General features: G+C 45.6%; 21 protein-coding genes and 1 riboswitch. Of the genes, 10 read left to right on the forward strand and 11 right to left on the reverse strand.

Annotated features, from left to right (window positions below; all coding sequences use genetic code 11):
• Positions 1-162 precede the first annotated feature (162 nt).
• The gene (radC, locus tag ELZ11_RS18170) at positions 163-837 is read right to left on the reverse strand and encodes a RadC family protein (protein WP_137358798.1); all 675 of its coding nucleotides are present in this window, start codon (positions 835-837) and stop codon (positions 163-165) included.
• A 200-nt stretch (positions 838-1,037) separates the two neighbouring features.
• Here radC and coaBC point away from each other — a divergent pair, with 200 nt between their 5' ends.
• From coaBC to ELZ11_RS18185, 3 genes are all read left to right on the forward strand, one after another.
• On the forward strand, positions 1,038-2,261 hold the full coding sequence (gene coaBC, locus ELZ11_RS18175; RefSeq protein WP_137358799.1) for a bifunctional phosphopantothenoylcysteine decarboxylase/phosphopantothenate--cysteine ligase CoaBC: 1,224 nt from the start codon (positions 1,038-1,040) through the stop codon (positions 2,259-2,261).
• A 147-nt stretch (positions 2,262-2,408) separates the two neighbouring features.
• Complete coding sequence (slmA, locus tag ELZ11_RS18180; RefSeq protein WP_137358800.1) at positions 2,409-2,999, forward strand: nucleoid occlusion factor SlmA; 591 nt, start codon at positions 2,409-2,411, stop codon at positions 2,997-2,999.
• A 19-nt stretch (positions 3,000-3,018) separates the two neighbouring features.
• Entirely contained in the window at positions 3,019-3,972 is a 954-nt protein-coding gene (locus ELZ11_RS18185) for a Kdo(2)-lipid IV(A) acyltransferase (RefSeq protein WP_137358801.1), read from the forward strand.
• Positions 3,973-4,035: 63 nt separating this feature from the next.
• Here ELZ11_RS18185 and pyrE read toward each other — a convergent pair whose 3' ends face one another.
• The gene (gene pyrE, locus ELZ11_RS18190; RefSeq protein ID WP_137358802.1) at positions 4,036-4,677 is read right to left on the reverse strand and encodes an orotate phosphoribosyltransferase; all 642 of its coding nucleotides are present in this window, start codon (positions 4,675-4,677) and stop codon (positions 4,036-4,038) included.
• Positions 4,678-4,784: 107 nt separating this feature from the next.
• A complete protein-coding gene (gene rph / locus ELZ11_RS18195) occupies positions 4,785-5,501 on the reverse strand; it encodes a ribonuclease PH (RefSeq protein WP_137358803.1) in 717 nt (238 codons plus the stop codon).
• A 205-nt stretch (positions 5,502-5,706) separates the two neighbouring features.
• On the opposite strand from rph, the gene ELZ11_RS18200 reads away from it, so the two are divergent.
• Positions 5,707-6,573: a YicC/YloC family endoribonuclease gene (locus ELZ11_RS18200; protein ID WP_137358804.1), complete on the forward strand. Its 867-nt coding sequence runs from the start codon at positions 5,707-5,709 to the stop codon at positions 6,571-6,573.
• 719 nt (positions 6,574-7,292) lie between these two features.
• Here the strand turns inward: ELZ11_RS18200 and cspE are convergent.
• From cspE to ELZ11_RS18220, 3 genes are all read right to left on the reverse strand, one after another.
• On the reverse strand, positions 7,293-7,505 hold the full coding sequence (cspE, locus tag ELZ11_RS18210; protein ID WP_004735656.1) for a transcription antiterminator/RNA stability regulator CspE: 213 nt from the start codon (positions 7,503-7,505) through the stop codon (positions 7,293-7,295).
• A 359-nt stretch (positions 7,506-7,864) separates the two neighbouring features.
• Complete coding sequence (locus ELZ11_RS18215; protein ID WP_137358806.1) at positions 7,865-8,290, reverse strand: phosphate-starvation-inducible protein PsiE; 426 nt, start codon at positions 8,288-8,290, stop codon at positions 7,865-7,867.
• A gap of 138 nt (positions 8,291-8,428) precedes the next feature.
• On the reverse strand, positions 8,429-9,799 hold the full coding sequence (locus tag ELZ11_RS18220) for an NCS2 family permease (protein ID WP_137358807.1): 1,371 nt from the start codon (positions 9,797-9,799) through the stop codon (positions 8,429-8,431).
• A 58-nt stretch (positions 9,800-9,857) separates the two neighbouring features.
• A riboswitch (purine riboswitch) is annotated at positions 9,858-9,957 on the reverse strand.
• A gap of 291 nt (positions 9,958-10,248) precedes the next feature.
• Here ELZ11_RS18220 and gmk point away from each other — a divergent pair.
• From gmk to recG, 4 genes are all read left to right on the forward strand, one after another.
• On the forward strand, positions 10,249-10,872 hold the full coding sequence (gene gmk / locus ELZ11_RS18225; protein WP_137358808.1) for a guanylate kinase: 624 nt from the start codon (positions 10,249-10,251) through the stop codon (positions 10,870-10,872).
• Positions 10,873-10,988: 116 nt separating this feature from the next.
• Entirely contained in the window at positions 10,989-11,261 is a 273-nt protein-coding gene (rpoZ, locus tag ELZ11_RS18230) for a DNA-directed RNA polymerase subunit omega (RefSeq protein ID WP_137358809.1), read from the forward strand.
• A 39-nt stretch (positions 11,262-11,300) separates the two neighbouring features.
• Complete coding sequence (gene spoT, locus ELZ11_RS18235; protein ID WP_137358810.1) at positions 11,301-13,421, forward strand: bifunctional GTP diphosphokinase/guanosine-3',5'-bis pyrophosphate 3'-pyrophosphohydrolase; 2,121 nt, start codon at positions 11,301-11,303, stop codon at positions 13,419-13,421.
• Between the two features lie 157 nt (positions 13,422-13,578).
• Entirely contained in the window at positions 13,579-15,657 is a 2,079-nt protein-coding gene (recG, locus tag ELZ11_RS18240) for an ATP-dependent DNA helicase RecG (protein WP_137358811.1), read from the forward strand.
• Positions 15,658-15,728: 71 nt separating this feature from the next.
• Here the strand turns inward: recG and ELZ11_RS18245 are convergent, their stop codons facing one another.
• From ELZ11_RS18245 to ompR, 4 genes are all read right to left on the reverse strand, one after another.
• A complete protein-coding gene (locus ELZ11_RS18245) occupies positions 15,729-16,643 on the reverse strand; it encodes a hypothetical protein (RefSeq protein ID WP_137358812.1) in 915 nt (304 codons plus the stop codon).
• Between the two features lie 33 nt (positions 16,644-16,676).
• On the reverse strand, positions 16,677-17,000 hold the full coding sequence (locus tag ELZ11_RS18250; protein ID WP_137358813.1) for a hypothetical protein: 324 nt from the start codon (positions 16,998-17,000) through the stop codon (positions 16,677-16,679).
• Positions 17,001-17,073: 73 nt separating this feature from the next.
• Positions 17,074-18,378, reverse strand: coding sequence for a two-component system sensor histidine kinase EnvZ (envZ, locus tag ELZ11_RS18255; protein ID WP_137358814.1), 1,305 nt, complete (start codon positions 18,376-18,378; stop codon positions 17,074-17,076).
• A gap of 82 nt (positions 18,379-18,460) precedes the next feature.
• The gene (gene ompR, locus ELZ11_RS18260) at positions 18,461-19,180 is read right to left on the reverse strand and encodes an osmolarity response regulator transcription factor OmpR (protein WP_137358815.1); all 720 of its coding nucleotides are present in this window, start codon (positions 19,178-19,180) and stop codon (positions 18,461-18,463) included.
• Between the two features lie 152 nt (positions 19,181-19,332).
• On the opposite strand from ompR, the gene greB reads away from it, so the two are divergent.
• Complete coding sequence (gene greB, locus ELZ11_RS18265) at positions 19,333-19,812, forward strand: transcription elongation factor GreB (protein ID WP_137358816.1); 480 nt, start codon at positions 19,333-19,335, stop codon at positions 19,810-19,812.
• 157 nt (positions 19,813-19,969) lie between these two features.
• On the opposite strand, the gene ELZ11_RS23855 is transcribed toward greB, so the two are convergent.
• A complete protein-coding gene (locus ELZ11_RS23855; protein ID WP_167494719.1) occupies positions 19,970-20,134 on the reverse strand; it encodes a hypothetical protein in 165 nt (54 codons plus the stop codon).
• Positions 20,135-20,506: 372 nt separating this feature from the next.
• Between ELZ11_RS23855 and ELZ11_RS18270 the strand changes: the two genes are divergently transcribed.
• Positions 20,507-22,831, forward strand: coding sequence for a Tex family protein (locus ELZ11_RS18270; RefSeq protein WP_137358817.1), 2,325 nt, complete (start codon positions 20,507-20,509; stop codon positions 22,829-22,831).
• Positions 22,832-22,846 lie beyond the last annotated feature (15 nt).

A 22,846-nucleotide genomic window follows, 5' to 3' on the forward strand; every position in this document is an offset into this window, starting at 1 on the left:
ACTTGACGTGCATTGCTCAAGACCCGAACAGATCCTTTTTAAGGATTTCGTGATCTTTTTTTGTGCAGAGCAGCTTGCTTGAGTAATCAGAGCTGATTTAAGGTTCTAAAATGTGGCCGGAATCATAGCAGATTCCCAGCAACTAACAAGCCAAAATGTGATTCAAATCCATCCACGCTCCGCAAATGACACAACTTCCCCATCTCCAACCACAAAATGGTCCAAAATACGTATATCCACCAGCGCTAACGCATCCATTAATCGCCGAGTGATTCTGCGATCCGCCTGACTGGGCTCAGCAACACCAGAAGGATGGTTATGCGCCAGCATTAATGCTGCTGCATTATGATGAAGTGCCCGTTTAACAACTTCCCTAGGATAAACCGAGGCCGCGTCAATGGTACCCTCAAACATGACTTCATCTTTAATCACGCGATGCTGGTTATCTAAGAACAATATATAGAAGGCTTCGCGTTGCCTGTCGCGTAGCACACTTGATAAATATAACTTGGTTTGTTGTGGGCTCGTGAGTGCATCTCCACGGACAAGGGTTTCCGCTAAATAACGCTGCGTCATTTCCAACACCGCTTGCAATTGTACGTACTTGGCTTGTCCCATACCCTTATACTGGCAGAACTCTCGTTCACTGGCTGAAAACAGCTTTCTCAATGACCCAAAGTCCTTTATTAGGAAGTCAGCCAACTCCAGGACATTCATTCCCTGTGTTCCTGTGCGCAGAAAAATTGCCAGGAGCTCAGCATCAGATAAAGATTGAGGCCCTCGAGCTAACAACTTTTCCCTCGGCATGGATTCACTAGGCAGTAGCTTTAATGACATTCGGCGTACTCTTGAAAGGAAATTCTTCAGATTAAGGTCCCCTTGAGACCGATTCAGACTCTGAGTCACGCCTTGTAAGCGACTTAACCCAATTATGTAATTGAGTTATTTGATAAGTATCAAAGGCTTCTTAATTCAGGTTCTAGGCACATTTCTTAGTATCTGATATCGTAAGTCGCAGAATTTTTGAGGAACAAATCATGCAAACATTGGTTACTGAAAAGACCTTGGAAGGAAAAAAGATCCTACTAGGCATTAGCGGCGGCATTGCTGCCTATAAATGTGCAGAGTTGACCCGTCGACTGATTGAACGCGGGGCACAAGTGCAAGTCGTCATGACCAATGCAGCAAAAGAGTTCATCACTCCACTCACCATGCAGGCGGTATCTGGGCGTCCGGTGTCCGACAGCTTACTCGACCCAGCGGCGGAAGCTTCGATGGGGCACATTGAACTCGCAAAATGGGCAGACCTAGTATTGTTAGCACCAGCAACGGCTGATCTCATCGCGAGAATAAGTGCAGGTATGGGCAATGACTTACTCACAACGTTAGTCCTTGCCACTGATTCTCCGATTGCGGTTTCTCCCGCAATGAATCAACAGATGTACCGTAATCAAGCGACTCAAGAGAACATTGCGACCCTCACTCGCCGTGGCTTTGAGATTTGGGGCCCAGCAGCGGGAGAGCAAGCTTGCGGAGATGTTGGTCCAGGTCGAATGCTAGAACCTATGCAGCTCGTTCACCACTGTGAAGACTTCTTTCAGCCAAAGCCATTAGCAGGAAAATCTATACTGATCACGGCAGGCCCGACACGTGAAGCGATTGACCCCGTGCGTTATATCACTAACCACAGCTCAGGCAAGATGGGCTATGCCATTGCAGAAGCCGCGGCCAAATTAGGTGCTTCAGTCACTTTAATCAGTGGCCCTGTTTCATTAGCAACGCCGACACAAGTAACGCGAATTAACGTCGAAAGCGCGCAAGATATGTTTGATGCAGTGACAGGCAAAGCTCCGACACACGATATTTTCATCAGCTGTGCTGCTGTGGCTGACTACCGCCCAGAGTCCGTTGCCACTCAGAAGCTTAAAAAAACCGATGGCAATGATGAGATGAACATCCCAATGGTGAAAAATCCAGACATCGTTGCTTCGGTCGCTTCGATGAAGGAAAACCGCCCATTCACCGTTGGCTTCGCAGCTGAAACACAAGACGTTGAGAAATACGCGCGCGGTAAGCTTGAGAGAAAGAACCTAGATATAATTTGCGCAAATGATGTCTCTGTTGCAGGCCAAGGCTTTAACAGCAGCAATAATGCGCTTCAGCTTTACTGGCAAGGTGGCCAAAAATCGCTGCCACTGGACAGCAAAGGAAAGCTAGGCTTTCAGATCCTCGAACAGATCCAACAGCTATTAGATAAATAGCGCATCCACTCAGCAAGCGACTGTAATAATCCACAATAAATTGCTTGTCGACCACGCGATTCCGTTTCTCCTCGCTAGGAACGGAATCAATTGATGTTTATAATCACCCCGCGCTCATTCATCATCTTTAGGAAAGGAAGTAAATAGATGGCTGGTACAAGAAAATCAAACCGTCGTGAGGAAATCCTTCAAGCTTTAGCACAAATGCTAGAGTCAACCGAAGGTGCTTCACGTATTACCACCGCGAAACTAGCGAAACAGGTGGGTGTTTCTGAAGCTGCTCTTTACCGTCACTTCCCAAGCAAAGCTCGCATGTTTGAAGGCCTGATCGAATTCATCGAAGAAGCTTTGATGTCTCGTATCAACCGCATTCTCGATGAAGAAAAAGACACACTTGAGCGTATTCGCTTAGTCCTCCAACTCATTTTAGCCTTCTCAGAAAGAAACCCAGGATTAACCCGTATTCTTTCTGGCCACGCCCTTATGTTTGAAAATGAACGCTTGCGCGAGCGTATCAACCAACTATTTGAACGTATCGAAACCCAACTTCGTCAAATCCTTAGAGAAAGAAAACTGCGTGAAGGTAAATCCTTCCCTGTTGATGAGAAAATCTTAGCCGCTCAATTGCTTGGCCAGGTAGAGGGAAGTTTGAATCGTTTTGTTCGATCTGATTTTAAATACCAACCAACTGAGAACTTTGACGCGTACTGGGCTCTTCTCAGCGCTCAAATCCAGTAATCGTGAGTAGGTAGCTGTTATGTCGAGTAATCACGTTGTTGAAAAACCACCTTTTACCCTTTCCTTATTACACCCTAAATATTGGGGGGTATGGTTCGGGTTCGGGCTACTTGCCTTCATCGTCAATGTATTGCCTTATCAAATGTTGTACTTCTTAGGCCGTAATCTCGGTAAATTAGGCATGCGCCTAGGTAAGAAGAGAGTGCACATCGCCACTAGAAACTTAGAGCTCGCTTTTCCAGAAAAGTCACCGCAAGAGGTGGCGCATATCGTCGAAGAGAACTTCAAAAATACAGGGATGGCGTTAATCGAAACCGGCATTACTTGGTTTTGGCCGACATGGCGTTTCAAGCGCATTCTCATAGACAAAGATACTCAGGCGATCCGTGACAAGCACGCGGATGGTAAAGGGGTATTGTTGTGTTGTGTACACGCGCTGAACTTAGAGATCACTGCCCGTGCAGCTGGTGTTTTGGGCTTCCCTGGCTATGGCGCCTATCGTCCGCACTCTAACCCTGCTTACGAATTTGTCCAATACCGCGGTCGAACTCGTAACGGCAATATCTTGATTGAACGCCGTGATTTAAAGCGAATGATCAAAGTCCTTCGCCAAGGCGAGATTTTATTTTATCTGCCAGATCACGACTATGGCGCAAATAAATCTGTATTTGTTCCTTTCTTTGCAATCCAAGACGCCTGCACGACAACGGGAACCAGCATTCTTGCGTATACCAGTAAATGTTCGATTATCCCTGGTTCAGGGTTTAGAAATGAAGACGGCAAGTACGAAATCATCGCCGATGAATGCATTGAAGGCGATTACCCACAAAAAGATCAAAAAGCGGCTGCGGCGTACATGAATACCTACGTAGAGAAAATCATTCTGCGCGCACCAGAACAATGGATGTGGCTACATAAACGCTATAAAACCATGGAAGATCCAAACCAGCCCAAAGGCATTCGTTACAAATAGCGATTCTTCACGAATAAAAAAGGCTTACCAATTGGTAAGCCTTTTTTAGTTCAATCAGTAATATTAGATGCCGTACTCAGCGCGGTAGGCTTTTACTGCTTCTAGGTGCGCTGCATCTGTGCCTTTCTCTTCTAGGAAAGTCACCAGATCAGTTAGGCTAACGATTGAAATAATTGCACAGCCAAAGTCACGTTCAACTTCTTGAATCGCAGACAACTCACCCTTGCCTTTCTCTTGGCGGTCAATCGCGACTAATACGCCCGCTAAGTCTGCACCGTTCGCTTGGATGATTTCCATCGATTCACGAATTGCAGTACCTGCTGTGATTACGTCGTCCACCAGCATGATACGACCTTCTAGGGCACTACCGACTAGGTTGCCACCTTCACCGTGATTTTTTGCTTCTTTGCGGTTAAAACAGTAAGGCGTGTCTACATCGTAGTGATCTGCCAGTGCAACCGCTGTTGTCGTTGCGATCGGAATACCTTTGTATGCAGGGCCAAACAACACATCAAACTCGATACCAGAATCTGCTAATGCTGCTGCGTAGAAACGCCCCAAGCGCGCTAGGTCACGGCCTGTGTTAAACAATCCAGCATTGAAGAAGTAAGGGCTCTTACGGCCAGACTTTAAAGTAAACTCACCAAACTTAAGTACTTCTTTCTCTAGTGCAAATTCAATAAATTCACGTTGATATGCTTTCATGCTCATCCTCTATGTTTACTCAATAAAACTTAACTTACGCTCTGCACTCCCCTTTCGGGTTTTACAGACAAAAAAATAGCCCCCAATTTGGGAGCTATTAAAAATGACTAGTCGGCCAACGCTGTTTTCTGCGCTTCAACAATATCGGCAATGCCCTTATTCGCCAGGGCCAATAGCTGCATTAGCTCATCATGGCTGAACGGTTCGCCCTCTGCGGTACCTTGAATCTCAATCATCTTACCGCCTTCCGTCATAACAACGTTCATATCGGTATCAGCATTTGAATCTTCAACATACTCTAAATCACATAGTGCTTCATCACCCACGATACCAACAGATACCGCTGCTACATGACCTTTCATTGGATTCTTCTTCAGCTTACCGTTATCCAGTAAATGCTGAATCGCATCTGCCATTGCAACGCTTGCACCAGAAATCGCTGCAGTACGAGTACCGCCATCAGCTTGAATCACGTCACAATCGACAGTGATCATCACTTCACCCAGCACTTTTAGGTCTACTACTGCACGTAGGCTACGCGCAATCAAGCGTTGGATTTCCATCGTACGACCGCCTTGCTTACCGCTCGCGGCTTCGCGACGGTTACGGGTATGAGTTGCACGTGGCAGCATTCCGTATTCAGCTGTCACCCAACCTTTGCCTTGGCCTCGTAACCAACGTGGCACGTTTTCTTCTACAGACGCATTACATAAAACTTTGGTGTTACCAAATTCCACTAATACTGAACCTTCAGCATAAGCAGTGTAATTACGAGTAATTTTGATTGGACGTACTTGATCTACAGCGCGGTCATTGGGACGCATGGCATCTACCTTAATTATCTATCCAACGGAAAAGTAACCTAATGGAAGGGGGTGAGACGGATTTTATTGGGGCGAGATTATATAGGAAGTGGTCGCGTAAAGCTATGGGGGAAGCCGTCACTTAGTCCCCCGCTCACTCCGAGTTTGAAACTATGCTACTATTGCCGCGCGTTATTTTCAGAATGATTAAAGACAGGAAAATTCGATGATTTATAGTATGACGGCGTACGCTCGCAAAGAAGTAAAAGGCGATTGGGGTACCGCGGTATGGGAAATCCGTAGTGTAAACCAACGCTACCTAGAAACTTACTTTCGTATGCCAGAACAGTTCCGTGGTTTAGAGCCAATTCTACGTGAGCGTTTTCGTAAGCGCCTGGCTCGCGGCAAGGTTGAATGTAACCTGCGCTTTGAAGCAAACCCAGCGGCGAAAGGTGAACTAAGCATCAACGAAGGTTTAGCTCAGCAGGTGATCAACGCCGCGAATCAAGTAATGACCATGACTGGCGAAGAAAGCCGCTTGAACCCGTTCCAAGTAATGAACTGGCCAGGTGTGATGGAAACACCAGAGCAAGACATGGATGCCATCAACAAAGATCTACTCAACGCATTTAACGATGCCATTGGTGAGTTCATTGATGCTCGTGCTCGTGAAGGCGAGAACATGAAAGCCTTGATTGTTCAGCGCTTGGAAGCGATCACAGAAGAAGTGGTAAAAGTTCGTGTACGTATGCCGGAGATCCTAGAATGGCAACGTGAGCGTCTACTAAACAAATTTGAAGAAGCAAAGATTGAGCTTGAAGGTTCGCGTGTTGAGCAAGAACTTATCCTACTTGCGCAGAAATCTGACGTAGCTGAAGAGCTAGATCGTCTCGACTCTCACGTAAAAGAAGCAAATGCCGTATTGAAGAAAGGCGGCGCATGTGGCCGTAAGCTAGACTTCATGATGCAAGAGTTCAACCGTGAGTCAAACACACTCGCGTCAAAATCTATCAGCACAGACATCACAGCGTCTGGTGTTGAGTTAAAAGTACTTATCGAGCAAATGCGTGAGCAAATTCAAAACATTGAATAGTATCTAAGTCACTTTGTCTAAATAACGAAAGCCTCAATTTTAGGGGCTTTTTATTGGTTTTAACGAGCCTGTTTATTCCAAAATTCAGATAAAAATGAAGGTGGTTAGGGAATCCCAATAGCCAACTTTAAGCGATATTAGTCATTGTGTACGAGGGGAGGGGAAAGCCTGTAGGTGTAAACGATACTGAGCTGTTACGCAAAAATGCTAAAACTACCCAACATGCTGTCATGTTGATCTGTAATGCTGCCTGTAGACGTCGCTTCACAATACGAAAATTTCACATTAACGCCATCAACATTTCCATTCACTAACACATGGCGCCTCAAAACATCACTATTAAGCTGATGAATTATACAATCCCATGCGAGGTTATCTTTAAATAGATTAAAGGTAATCTTCATATTTTCCCTACTTCTTATTAATTATTTGTTTTTGTCTTTTTTGCTGAAACCAAAAAAGTTTACGACCAATAGAACGAGACATAATATTCCTTATTTATTTTCGCTAGATATAACGAATCCGTAGTATATTTAAAATACCACTAGTGATATGCATTAATAATTTTATTTATAAAACGAAGTAAATAAGAAACGTAACGACAAATACAATAAGTATGAGGGGGAATGTTGGATATTTTCGCGAGGTGTTATAAATATAAATTTAGATATGGGTAAAGTGACGCAAGCAGTCATCGACCACTTGCGTCTACTTAAATCTTATAGAGCTACAACGTTTGCAGCTTGAAGACCTTTTTGGCCTTGCTCTACTTCGAAAGACACTTGTTGGCCTTCTTTAAGAGTCTTGAAACCTTCAGAAGCGATTGCACGGAAGTGAACGAATACGTCAGCACCGCCGTTGTCTTGAGTTAGGAAACCAAAACCTTTCTCTTCGTTAAACCATTTTACTACGCCGTTTGTTTTATTAGACATGTTGTGTCCCTTATATAAAATAAAAATTAATCGCAAGAATAATGCGATGCGCTGAGAGCTTGAATTATTTAATGTATCTATGAAGCTAAGGGAAACACTGAGGACAACAACAATAACGAAGGAATTCTGAGGGCTTTACTTTTACAACTGGATGTTTCATTTAATAACTCTGAACAACAGAGCGACGCCATTATTGTTTGATTCTGGTACTTTGTAAAGGTTTATTTTAGGTTGATAATAAAATAAACCTTTAGCTCTCCATTCTTAGAAAGAATAAAAACCACCTAGAAATAGGAAACCACCCTATTTTTTAACGAGACAATCAGTCTGTCTTTTCGAATACACAAGCTGAGACTTTACTACTCATCTGGCTGATTGGTTTTGCGATCGACATAAGGCCAGTAATGGTGCCCCACTCGGATCAACAAGGTCGCCGCCGCTAAAATAAATGCTGCGACAGATAGCCATACCACCAACACCGCATCCAACTCTTTCATACCTAAGGTGATATAACGGGCGATCGCCATCATTGCAATATAGATGGGGTATCGAACCGGGATTTTACCATTGACCACAAACTGCTGAACCATGGCTAACACTTCGAGATAAATAAACATCAACAGAATGTCGGTCAACTGAACGCGTCTTTCTGAAAAGACATGCATGAATTCTTCGACCATCGCGAACAAGGTTGCCAGCGTGATAGCCACCAAGAGCACAGCTTCAAGGGAGTAAAATATTTTTAAGAATGGCTTACTAAAAGCCTTAGGTAGATGAGAAGGCATGGTCTCTATTCAACAATTACGAATCGAAAAAATAGTGTATCGAGATATTAACTGAACACAATAAAAAATGGCTCAACCTGTTAGGCGAGCCATTTATCTAGTGTCATTGATGCGTTGATTTACGCATCCAAGTCAAACTTATAACAACAGTAAGTACGCCAAGAACACGACTGATAGCGCGTAGATAAGCGGGTGTACTTGCTTGCCTTTGCCCGCAACCACCATAGTGAATGCGTAGCTAATAAAGCCCATTGCCATGCCGTTCGCAGGTGAAAAACTCAGAACGGTAAACATAATGGTAAAGAACGCCGCGATACGAGACTCTTTCTTTTCCCAATTAATTTGCCCCAATCGTCCAATCATATAAATACCAACCACTACCATCGCCGGCGCCACCATTGCAGCTGAGAAGATAGAGAAAATTGGGTAGAGGAAAAGGGATACTAGGAATAAGCCAGCCACCATCACAGCTGCTAAACCAGTTTTCGCACCTTGTGAAGACGCAATACCCGATTCAGAGAATGCGGTAATAGAAGTGGTGCCAAGAACAGAACCAATCACTGTTCCGCCTGCATCAGCAACGAGCGCTGACTTCGCATTTGGTACCTTGCCGTCTTTATCGATAATACCTGCGTCACGGCCAACCCCAACAATGGTGCTCAAGCCATCAAAGAAATCGACGATTAAGAAGATCATGACGATAAACAGCAGATCAAACATCTTCTCTGGTGTGAACGCCGAAAAATCAAAAATAGCGCCAAAGCTGCCAGCCATGCTCGGTGGCATCGCGACAAGTTGATCAGGAATAGGCGCATTCGATGTGCCCATGAACATATCCGCAGCTATGGTCAATACAATCGCAGAGATGAACGAGATAAACGTCGCCAGTTTAATATCTCGAACCATACAGCCAAGAGCAATAAAGATGCTCACGTAAGCGATGATCACTTGTGGTTCTGAAATATCACCAAGGCCCACCAATACAAATGGGTTAGAGACAATAATGCCCGCGTTCTTCAGACCAAGGAAAGCGATAAACAAGCCAAGAGAAACGGTGATCGCTAATTTTAAGTCTTCGGGGATCGATTCAATCATCGACTTACGAATATTAGTCAATGAGAAGGCAAGATACAGAATACCCGATAAGAAAATACCGAATAAAGCTTCATTCCACAGTACCGCTACCGAACCACTTAATAGCATGCCTTTGAAGAAGCCATTCATGCTCATGCCCGGTGCCAGCATCACTGGGTAGTTACCCCAAATGCCCATAATTAGGGTTGCGATTGCGGCAGATAACGCCGTCGCAGTAAATACCGCGCCTTTATCCATTCCTGGAATGCCGCCCAAAATTGCAGGGTTAACAGCTAGGATGTAGCTCATCGCTAAGAAAGTAATAAAACCCGCGTACAGTTCGGTACTGATTGTGGTTTTTCTTTCGGTAATATTAAACACAGAATCAAGCGTTTTAGGGGCGCTCTGGGCTTTTAGGGCGGAATCGGTACTCACAACAAAACCTTTGCAATAGAATAAGAAATTGAAGATTCAAATGCTGTGAGAAAAGAGGGTTCTCTACACTAAAAACTGTAGTCACCAAGATAGGCTTGGTAGTAGAAACATCTAATCCATTTCATTAGATATATACAGCATTTAATCGTTTGCGCGAATTGTAAGGTTTTAGATTAAAAACTCAACGTATTTCGTTCTAGATCACAAAAAAAGCAAACGTTTACTTCATGGCATATCGTGCTCCGAAATCCTTACCTCTTATATAGAGTACAAATTCGCACGAACTCAGTTGTTCTCTCAAGACTAAATATGCTACTCTTCGCCTCCATTTTTCTGACCTAATTTCACTCAGAAGCCAGTCTTACTTGGTGAAGCTCTTAGAGTCAGTGCTATCTTTATAATGATGGTTTGCACCTTCATTCAATCCAACCAACAGTGGAAACATACAGATGGGCAAAGGTACTCTTTACATCGTATCTGCACCTAGTGGCGCAGGTAAATCGAGCTTGATCTCAGCAATGCTGGAAACCAATCCTACCTACGCGATGAAGGTGTCTGTTTCGCACACCACTCGCGGTATGCGCCCAGGTGAAGAAAACGGTGTTCACTACCACTTCGTAGAAAAACATCACTTTGAAGACCTAATCAAGAAAAATGAATTTCTTGAGTATGCTGAAGTGTTTGGTAACTACTACGGCACATCACGCGTATGGATTGAAGAAAACCTAGAGCGAGGCATTGATGTCTTTCTAGATATTGATTGGCAAGGTGCTCGTCAAATCCGTGAACAAATGCCACTGGCAAAAAGCGTATTCATTCTTCCACCATCGAATGGTGAGTTAGAGCGTCGCTTAAACGTTCGCGGTCAAGATAGCGAAGAAGTTATTGCGAAACGCATGAGCGAAGCAAAATCTGAAATCTCCCACTACAACGAGTATGACTACGTGATCGTCAACGATGATTTTGACGCAGCGTTAATGGACTTCAGAGCGATCATTCGTGCGGAGCGTTTAAAAGAAGATAAGCAAGCGGCTAAATACAGCGGCATGCTTACAGCACTATTGGCGGAGTAATCTAGATTCGCTAGATTTTCCTTAGAGATATGTATACGGTGATCTAGAAAGTCACTTATTAAACTTGTATACTTTCTCGTCATTTAAAATTTATTAGTTAACTATTTGGAGTCCTTATGGCACGCGTAACTGTTCAAGACGCTGTTGAAAAAGTTGGCAACCGTTTCGACCTAGTTCTTATTGCGGCTCGCCGCGCTCGTCAAATGCAAACTGGCGGCAAAGATTCACTAGTGCCAGAAGAGAACGATAAGCCAACGGTTATCGCTCTTCGCGAAATCGAAGAAGGTCTTATCACTAAAGACGTACTAGACGCACGTGAACGTCAAGAGCAGCAAGAGCAAGAAGCTGCAGAGCTAGCAGCAGTAAGCAGCATCGCTCACAACCGTTAATAACGTTATTCAAACTAATTAACCTTCCGGGCCTTTAATTTGTATCTATTCGATAGCCTCAAAGACGTTGCCCAAGAATACCTAACAGAGCCTCAAATTGAGGCTCTGCGTCAATCTTATGTGGTAGCGAGAGATGCCCATGAAGGGCAAACCCGCTCAAGCGGTGAACCATACATTATCCACCCAGTTGCCGTTTCTCGAATCTTGGCCGAAATGCGCCTTGATATTGAAACGCTGCAAGCAGCCCTACTCCACGATGTAATTGAAGATACTGAAGTTACAAAAGACGAGTTAGAGGCGCAATTTGGCAATACCGTTGCTGAATTGGTTGATGGTGTTTCTAAGCTGGATAAGCTTAAATTTCGTGATCGCAAAGAAGCGCAAGCTGAGAACTTCCGTAAAATGGTTCTCGCAATGGTGCAAGACATCCGCGTTATCTTGATCAAATTAGCTGACCGAACTCATAACATGCGTACGCTTGGGGCACTTCGCCCTGATAAAAAGCGCCGTATTGCACGTGAAACTTTAGAGATCTACTCTCCATTAGCACATCGTCTTGGTATTCATAACATCAAGACCGAGCTAGAAGAGCTAGGCTTTGAAGCACTTTATCCAAACCGTTATCGCGTACTCAAAAACGTAGTGAAAGCTGCGCGTGGTAACCGTAAGGAAATGATCCAACGTATCCATAGCGAAATCGAAGGCCGTCTAGAAGAAGTCGGGCTAACGGCTCGCGTTGTCGGTCGTGAGAAAAACCTGTTCTCCATCTATAACAAGATGAAAACCAAAGAGCAGCGTTTCCATACCATCATGGATATCTATGCGTTCCGTGTTGTCGTCGACAATGCCGACACTTGTTACCGTGCTCTTGGCCAAGTCCATAGCCTGTACAAGCCACGTCCGGGCCGCATGAAAGACTACATTGCCGTACCTAAAGCCAATGGCTACCAATCACTCCATACTTCAATGGTCGGCCCTCACGGTGTTCCGGTTGAAGTTCAGATCCGTACTGAAGACATGGAGCAGATGGCAGACAAAGGTGTTGCCGCACACTGGTCTTACAAAGGCAGTGGTGATCGCACAGGTACGACAGCACAAGTCAAAGCTCAGCGTTGGATGCAAAGCTTATTAGAACTTCAGCAAAGCGCCGGTAACTCATTTGAGTTCATCGAGAACGTGAAATCTGATCTGTTCCCAGATGAGATTTACGTATTCTCACCAAAAGGTCGCATTGTTGAGCTGCCAGTTGGGGCAACTGCCGTCGACTTCGCTTATGCCGTTCATACTGATGTTGGTAACATGTGTGTGGGCGCTCGCGTCGACATGAACCCTTACCCACTCAGCAAATCGCTGAAAAATGGCCAAACCATTGAGATCATCAGTGCTCCGGGCGCTCGTCCGAACGCAGCATGGCTCAACTACGTAGTGACCTCGCGTGCCCGCACTAAGATCCGTCAGGTTCTAAAAACCATGCGTCGCGAAGAGTCCATTACGCTTGGCCGTCGTTTGCTGAATCACGCACTTGGTGATTTATCGATTGGTGACATTTCCGAAGAAAACATCGGTCATGTACTGTCAGACCTGCGTTTAGAAAGCTTGGAAGATCTACTGGCATCAATTGGCTTAGGCGAATTGATGAGTATCGTCATTGCTCGCCGTCTATTAGGTGATGCAGACGAGCTTACCGAAGTGGAACACACCAGCGATAAACCGAAGAAGAAGCTACCTATCCGCGGTGCGGAAGGCCTGCTACTGACGTTTGCAAACTGTTGTCACCCAATCCCAGACGATCACATTATTGCGCACGTTTCACCAGGCCGTGGCCTTGTGGTCCACCGTGAAACTTGTCCGAATGTACGTGGTTACCAAAAGGAACCAGACAAGTACATGGCAGTAGAATGGTCTGATGATTACGAGCAAGAGTTTACCGCTGAACTTCAAGTTGATTTACAAAATCACCAAGGTGCATTAGCTGAACTCACAAGTGTCATTTCAAAAACAGGCTCTAATATTCACGGTATTTCGACCGAAGAACGTGATGGCCGTTTGTACACAGTGACGATATTGCTCACCACGAAAGATCGTGTTCACCTTGCGAGTATCATGAAGAAACTGCGTGTGATGCCACATGCACTCAAAGTCAGACGTCGTAAGAACTAAACGCCGAAAAATAAAAAAAGGTTGCCCAATTTGGTCAACCTTTTCTTTTATCTAACGCTGCCTTCCCTACGCTGACGGTTACGAATAAATTCGCCTGTACAAAAATCCAGTAAGATGATTGAATAGCCTATAAATATTACGTTTATGAGCCACTTCTATGTCCCAACTTTTATCTGCTATCCCACTCAGTTCTCTTTCTGGCGTTGGGGCAAAGGTCGCTGAAAAGTTAGAAAAAGTCGGCCTCGTCAACGTACAAGATCTACTATTCCACCTCCCTCTACGCTACGAAGACCGCACTCGTATTTATCCTATTGCTAAATTACATGCAGGTTTGTGGGCGGCAGTTCAAGGCAAAGTCATGAGCGTCGATACCATCTTCGGTAAGCGCAAAATGCTCGCGGTAAAGATCAGCGATGGCAATGGCACTATTACCTTGCGATTCTTCAACTTTTCAGCGGGTATGAAAAACAACTTTGCCGAAGGGAAACAAGTCCATGCTTACGGCGAGATAAAACGTGGGGGGATCGGGCTAGAAATCGTCCATCCTGATTACAAGTTCTTTGCACCAAGGCAAAAACCAGATGTAGAGCAAAACCTCACGCCTGTTTACCCAACGACAGAAGGGTTGAGACAAGTCACTCTGCGTAACCTGACCGATCAAGCACTCGCGCTATTAGACAAAGCAGCGGTCAACGAACTACTTCCTTCTGGGCTTTATGATCACCAAATTACACTCGGTCAGGCGTTGCATACGATTCATCGGCCACCACCTTCCATCGATCTAGAGCAATTTGACGAAGGTAAGCACCCAGCGCAGCTGCGCCTGATTATGGAAGAGCTATTGGCTCAAAACCTGTCGATGCTGTCGGTTCGTAGTAAAGGGCAGCAAGACAAAGCGATGCCGCTTCCTCCGGTGAATAGCCTCAAAGAGAAATTATTAGCTCAGTTGCCGTTTTCGCCCACTAATGCACAAGTGCGCGTGACCCAAGAGATCGAGACTGACTTGGAAAAGCCGCACCCAATGATGCGCTTAGTACAAGGCGATGTAGGCTCAGGTAAAACCTTAGTTGCCGCACTGGCAGCAGTTCGTGCGCTAGAGCATGGTCAGCAAGTAGCATTGATGGCACCGACCGAGTTATTGGCCGAACAGCACGCCATCAACTTTACTAACTGGTTTGATGCGATGGGCATTCAAGTGGGTTGGCTTGCAGGAAAACTCAAAGGCAAAGCTCGTGAGACCGAACTGGCTCGTGTTGCCAGTGGCGAAGCGCAAATGGTGGTTGGCACCCACGCCCTATTCCAAGAACATGTCGAGTTCAAAAACCTTGGCTTAGTGATCATTGATGAGCAACATCGATTTGGTGTCCACCAGCGACTAGAGCTACGTGAAAAAGGCGCAAAGCAAGGTTATTACCCACATCAGTTGGTAATGACCGCAACCCCGATCCCACGAACGCTGGCGATGACAGCTTATGCCGATTTAGAAACTTCAGTTATTGACGAACTTCCCCCGGGGCGAACGCCAATTCAAACCGTGGCGATCCCAGATACCAAGCGTGATGATATTGTTGAGCGGGTGCGCAACGCCTGCTTAAACGAAGGCAAGCAAGCCTATTGGGTGTGTACTCTGATTGATGAGTCCGAAGTGTTAGAAGCGCAAGCCGCTGCGGACACCGCCGAAGAGCTACAGCGTAAACTGCCTGATGTGAAAATAGGTTTGGTTCACGGTCGAATGAAACCTGCTGAAAAGCAAGCGGTGATGCAGGAATTCAAAGAGAACAAACTACACCTATTAATTGCCACAACCGTAATTGAAGTCGGGGTAGATGTACCGAATTCGAGCTTAATGATCATCGAAAACCCGGAGCGACTAGGCTTAGCTCAATTGCACCAGTTACGTGGCCGTGTCGGCCGTGGCTCGGTCGCAAGCCATTGTGTACTTCTGTATCACTCTCCCTTATCTAAAACGGCTCAAAAGCGACTAGGTGTACTAAGGGAAAGTAACGATGGCTTTGTGATTGCTCAGAAAGACTTAGAAATCCGCGGTCCCGGAGAATTACTGGGCACCAAACAAACCGGATTAGCTGATTTCAAGATTGCCGATTTAGTCAGGGATCAACGCTTGATTCCTGAAGTGCAGCGTATCGCTCGCCACATTCACGAACAGTACCCAGATAATGCGAAATCGATTATTGAACGTTGGCTAGGTGAACGTGACATCTACTCCAAGGCTTAATCTAATATAAAAAAGAGCGCCAATTTAGGCGCTCTTTTTTACTTACCAATCTTAATCACCAATCGGCTTAGCTACTTAGAGAAGTTCTTCACCATATCTGAGATCACTTCTTTCATCAGTTTATCGTGCTTAAAGCGTCGCTGGTCTTCGAGGTTCACATTACGAGAGAAGCCTTGGCTCGAGCCTTGGACTAACTCATCACCACCACTTTGCTTTTTGTCGGTATTGTACGGTCGGCACAAGTAGTAATCCGTTTCGTCAGAACAGCGCACCAATGAGTAATTTTCGATCACACCATCTTCGGCAATCGGCTCTTGATGACTCCAGTCATAGAACCAAATGTTGCGCGCATTTTTTACCAGCGTCACATTCGCATTAATCGTCGCACTTAATGCATCAGCAGAAGGTACTAAGGCGTGCTCTTTAAAGCTCGCGATCTGATTCAACATGTTTGCGGTTTCTTCTTTCACAGATGCAGGAGCGCCTTTCGTGCCTTTTTCGTCGGACTTGTAGTAACGGCGATCCCAACGGGCATCTTGGCCTTTAGCGGAAGTCGTACGTTCAAGAGAGTTAATCTGAAAAAGCGCGTCAGCATCTAACGACTTCGCCGCTTCTAAGTGGGTCAATGAAGCCGCCATTTGGTTTTCGAGGATCTTCCAACTGATGACGGAGTAGCCTGCTTTCGCGAGCTCACGCTCTATCTGAGCCATCTCCACACCGCATTCGGTTTTCATCACAGTGCTGCCCGATTTCGCTCGCCCCGTACTCTGGGTTTCCGTTTCGCTGATACAGCGGTCAGGGGCTTTTACTGCGATGACTTCAATGCTCTCAAACTCGGTATCAAAGCCTTTAGCTCTTGTAACACTCGCAGGCTCTTCGCCTGCATCATTAATTCGAAATTGGGATTTCACTTGATAGAAGTCAGTAGTACTACAGCCCGCTAATACAAATACGGCGGATGGGAGCATTAGATATCGTTTTTTCATTAGCCAATCCTTTCACGTTGCGCGACAACATTCCTAGTTGGTGATTTGCCATTGCAAACTAGGGGGAATGTCGACTCTGAGTTGTTTACCTACGATTTTTCCATTTCTATCGTATGCGTAAAAATCAGCGCAACTGACTGACAAAGGCACCTGAACGGCTTGCCCTGCTCGAATATCCTCAAATACTACAATTTCATCTTGAGAGTCACATGTTTTGAATGTTACTCGGCTAATTTTATTACTGGTGGCGTTATACACCGTAATGGTTGTCGCTTTCATGACGGGAGGCTCTGGTTGGGCGCACCCAGCCAGCACACTCAATACTACGAATGCGAACACAGAAGTTATTACATTCATCTGATTTATTGCTCTAGAAATGGTATCACCAGTATAGAACAATATTTGTACAGCGATGGGCTAAGCGCCGATTTTAAGCTCCCTTTACTGGGAAGCTAATTTGCGCCTTTAATCCTCCTTGGCTACGATTATTCACCACCACAGAACCATGATGCTGACTAACAATACGCTTAACGATCGCAAGGCCTAATCCGGTACCTTCACTGCCACGAGCAGTATCACCGCGAGTGAACGGTTCAAATAACTTGCCTATTTGGTCTTGCTCGATACCAGGGCCGTTATCTTCCACTGTTACCCAAACCAGTTTGTTGTCGGCCGTCATACCAGTCGAGACTTTAATCCAGCCATTGCCATAACGCACCGCGTTAACCACTAAATTGCTCACGGCACGTTTAATCGCAATTGGGTTGCCTAACGCTGGTTTCACCGCTTCAGTGATCTCAGTTTCAATTTGCAGCTCGTAACCCCCTTCTGCGGTCGCCACATCGCTGGCAATTTCATTTAGGTATACAGCTTCAAAAGTTTGAGTGTTTACGGGCTTTAAGTAGTCCATAAACTGACTGATGATTTCATTACACTCTTCCGTGTCACTAATGATCCCTTCCGCCAAATACGCATCTTCCGGAGACATCATTTCTGTCGCTAAACGAATACGGGTAAGAGGTGTACGTAAATCATGACTAATTCCCGCCATCAAGAGCGCGCGATCTTCTTCAAGCTCTTGAATACCTTTCGACATTCGGTTGAATGCCCGAGTCACAGATCGAATTTCTGATGCCCCTTTTTCTGGTAACGGTGGCGGTATTTCTCCTCGCCCCACACCTTTTGCAGCTTTTTCTAATGCAATCAACGGTCGGTTTTGTAATCGAATAAACAGCCAACCGCCCGCAATAATGACTAACGCCATAATCAAACTATTACGAAACAGTGGTGCAAAATCTTCTTCTTGCAGTTCAGATAGCGGAATACGGATCAGAGAGTTAGGGAGGTCTTCAATATCCATCCATAGCACGTAGCTTTCAGAACCAAGAATCAAGCGCACTTCGGTTTGTGTGCCTAATTCCTTCGTCATTTCTTCACTCATTAAATCTATCGACATCGCGTGATAATACTCTTCCGCGGTCGGGCTCTCTTTCGAGTGAACAGTCACACCGAGTTGCTCCAATACACGACGGCGTAATGGCGCATCCATTTGCAGTTCATGGTCGCTGGTATCATCGAGCACTAAGTTAAGTTCGTGCGCAAGAATCTTGTTGAACTGCTGCAAGCTAGGCATCAACGCATAGTTAAATACGGCGTAATATGAAAAAACTTGGCTAGCGATCAGAAGAGTAAGAAAGAGGGCAATAGATTGGGTAAATGAGCTACGAATTCGCATAGAAAACCTTATCCGTGAGGTTGCTCTGTTAAGGAACTAGCCCCTAAAAGGCTTTAGGGGCTAGTTATATAAGAAGTGTTAATTATACCGCTTTCCCGTCTGGAACAAATACATAACCTAAGCCCCATACTGTTTGAATATAGCGAGGTTTGCTTGGGTCTTCTTCCAACATACGGCGTAAACGCGAGATCTGAACATCGATAGAACGCTCCATCGCTGAATACTCACGGCCACGCGCCATGTTCATCAACTTATCACGCGACATAGGTTCACGTGCATTGGTGACTAGCGATTTAAGCACCGCAAATTCACCAGACGTCAGAGGCATAGACTCTTCGCCGCGGAACATCTCACGAGTGCCTAAGTTCAAGCGGAACTCGCCAAACTCGACGATCGATTCTTCAGCACTTGGTGCACCAGGGGCTTCGATCACTTGGCGACGTAAAACAGCTTTAATGCGCGCAAGTAGTTCACGTGGGTTAAATGGTTTTGGCAGATAATCATCGGCACCCACTTCTAGGCCAACGATACGATCTACCTCATCACCTTTCGCGGTTAGCATTAGGATTGGTAGCATGTTATTTGCGTTACGTAAGCGGCGGCAAATGGATAAGCCGTCTTCGCCTGGCAACATTAAATCTAATACCATTAAATGGAAGTTTTCACGTGTTAACAGGCGGTCCATCTGCTCACTGTTGGCCACGCTGCGTACTTGGAATCCCTGTTCCGATAAGTAACGCTCTAGTAATGCACGCAAACGAGCATCATCATCGACCACTAAAATTTTATAATTTTCTTGCATGTAATGATTCCACCTATTAAAAGCTTCTACCCCGATATTATAAGGCTCAGAAAATGTAACATTCTTGGCAGAAATGTCGCGCAAAGAATTGTTAACGTATGTTGCCTTTCTATATATTGTAACTCATCCACTGCTTTTACTTAGTCAGAGTTATGAAAACAAACTTAATCACTCGTGAAGGTTATGAAAAACTTTCGAAAGAGCTCAACTTTTTGTGGCGAGAAGAACGCCCAGAAGTCACCAAAAAAGTAACGTGGGCAGCAAGCCTTGGTGACCGAAGCGAAAATGCAGATTACCAATATAACAAAAAGCGCCTACGAGAAATCGATCGTCGTGTCCGTTATTTGCGTAAGCGCTTAGACCAAGTAAAAGTGGTCGACTATTCCCCTCAACAAGAAGGAAAAGTCTTTTTCGGTGCATGGGTAGAGATCGAGAATGAGCAAGGCGATATTAAGAACTTTCGTATCGTTGGGCCTGATGAGATCTACGGTGGCGTCAAAGATTACGTGTCGATTGATTCGCCAATGGCGCGTGCACTACTGAAAAAAGAGGTAGACGACGAATTTGTAGTAAGAACACCAGAAGGTGAAAAAGAGTGGTTTGTGAATGCAATTCGCTACCAAGCCTCATAATGCTGAATCTCGTCGCTAAATCACTTTACTCCAAATAAAGGAAACCCCACTAGGCTTGCGCCAAGCGGGGTTAAGTTCTTTCGTAGTCATCCTGCTACTATTTATCTCATTGAGATAAGGTGCTCCCTGCATCTTTCCTTGATTATGGTTAAATCCGTTAACCTGTTTCCATTTTGTTCATCGCCATCCTAGCGGTGTCCGTTTTTGCCCATCTTCCTGACAGACGAATCTCATCCGAGATATTCACTTCGTAAGTAATCAGTAACCATCCTAGCTGCTGTAAACTCATTTCAGTGTTTTTACTTCCATGCTGACCACTCATCCTAAGCAATCAAATCTTCATCCTGAAGATACCTAGTCCATTAGGCTTTTCCTGTTCCTGCCAACTCCCTGTCGACAAGTTAAATATTACGGGAATCCGGCTAACTTCCTAGTCGCTATCAGAAAAAACTCACTGCCGACCTAGATCACAAAACTACATTAACCTTAAATTTCAATTAGTTACAACAAACTCACAGATATTAAACCTTGTTAGAACGGAATACTCTTACATGACTTGTGAGAGATCTCTTACAAAGCCGGTGTCCGATCTGGAAATATGGCTACGATAGAATATTAATCCGCTTCAAAAGCTAGAAAAACTCACCAAGCAGCCCCATATCCCTTTCATGATATTTAATAAGAGATTCAACGGATGAGCCAAGCTATCTGTAAATTGATCGCTCAGGAATTAAATGTTCGACCTGAGCAAGTTATCGCTGCGGTAAATTTAATCGACGACGGTAACACCGTCCCTTTCATTGCCCGATACCGTAAAGAGGTAACTGGCGCGCTCGACGACACACAGCTGCGCACCTTAGACAGCCGCTTATCTTACCTACGAGAATTAGACGACCGTCGCCAAACCATTCTCAAATCAATTCAAGACCAAGGGAAATTAACCCCAGAACTTGAACAAGACATCGCTCAAGCGGACAGCAAAACCCGCTTAGAAGATTTGTACTTACCTTACAAACCTAAGCGCCGCACTAAAGGTCAAATCGCTATTGAAGCAGGCTTAGAACCGCTTGCCGATAAGCTATGGACACAGTCACAAACCGAACCAGAATCAGAAGCCGCTCAATACATCGATTCAGATAAAGGTATCGCTGACAGCAAAGCAGCCCTAGATGGCGCACGTGCGATCATCATGGAGCGTATTGCAGAAGACGCCAACTTACTGGAGAAAATTCGTCAGCACCTGACTCGCCATGCCGAATTAGGCGCACGAGTAGTGGCAGGTAAAGAGCACGAAGGTGAGAAATTCAAAGACTACTTTGAGCATGATGAAGCGATCAGCAAAGTGCCTTCTCACCGAGCACTGGCAATGCTGCGTGGCCGTAACGAAGGCTTCCTAACGCTAGCCATGAATGCTGACCCAGCTCAAGAAGAAAGCATTCGTAGTTCGTACTGCGAAACTATTATTGCCGATCACTACGGCATTACATTGAGTAGCGCACCCGCAGATACATGGCGTAAGCAAGTGATCAGTTGGGCATGGCGCATCAAAGTCTCGATGCACATGGAAACCGAATTAATGGGCGCAATGAAAGAGCGCGCAGAAATCGAAGCGATCGAAGTATTCGCCACCAACCTTAAAGACCTATTAATGGCTGCGCCAGCAGGCCCTAGAGCAACGCTTGGCCTGGATCCTGGTTTGCGTACGGGTTCGAAAATCGCGGTGGTCGACTCAACAGGTAAAGTATTGGCGACAGAAACCATTTACCCGCACCCACCTCAAAAGCAATACGACAAATCCGCGCATGTCGTTGAGCAAATGGTTCGCCAATTTAATGTTGACCTGATTGCGATTGGTAATGGTACCGCTTCACGCGAAACCGACAGTTTTGTCGCTGACGTCATTAAGCGTGGCAACCTAAAAGCACAAAAAATCATTGTTAGCGAAGCCGGTGCATCGGTGTACTCAGCGTCTGAACTGGCAGCGAAAGAGTTTCCGAATATGGACGTCTCTTTACGTGGCGCAGTATCGATTGCACGACGCTTACAAGATCCGCTCGCAGAGCTTGTGAAGATTGATCCAAAGTCCATTGGTGTGGGCCAATACCAGCATGATGTAAGCCAAACCATGCTTGCTAAACGCCTCGATGCGATTGTGGAAGACTGTGTAAATGCGGTTGGTGTTGACGTCAATACTGCGTCGGCGGCACTGCTTACCCGAGTGGCAGGCTTATCGACTACCATCGCACAAAATATCGTTGACTACCGTGATGAAAACGGCCGCTTCGAAGCACGTACAACGCTAAAGAAAGTCGCACGCCTTGGGCCAAAAGCGTTTGAACAATGTGCGGGTTTCCTACGTATTATGGATGGCAAAAATCCATTGGATGCTTCCTCCGTGCACCCTGAAGCCTACCCTGTAGTGAAAGCCATCGCAGAGAAAAACCAAAAAGCGATCACATCTCTGGTCGGTGATTCAGATTTCTTACGAGGATTACATGCGATTGATTACACCGACGATAACTTCGGCGTACCAACGGTAACCGACATCATCAAAGAACTCGATAAACCGGGTCGTGACCCACGCCCTGAGTTCAAGACGGCAACATTCGCTGATGGTGTGAATAGTGTATCTGACCTAGAGCCAGGCATGATATTAGAAGGTGTCGTTTCGAATGTGGCTAACTTTGGCGCTTTCGTTGATATCGGCGTGCACCAAGACGGTTTAGTCCATATTTCAGCACTGACCGACCGTTTTGTCTCTGATCCACGTGAAGTCGTGAAAGCGGGCGACATCGTGAAAGTGAAAGTGATGGAAGTGGATGTACAGCGTAAACGCATCGCGCTTTCTATGCGCATGAAAGATGAACCGGGACAAGACAACCGTTCACAACGTTCTAGCGCTCCACGTAATACTTCGGCCCCTCGCCAAAACCAAGGCAACCAACGCCGACGAGAAGAACCACAGAATGGTGCCATGGGTGGCGCCTTCGCTGCTGCCTTCGCCAAAGCGAAAAAGTAGCTTTAGCGAACCCTT

The organism is Vibrio profundi, from assembly GCF_005281835.1.
GTDB lineage: Bacteria > Pseudomonadota > Gammaproteobacteria > Enterobacterales > Vibrionaceae > Vibrio > Vibrio profundi.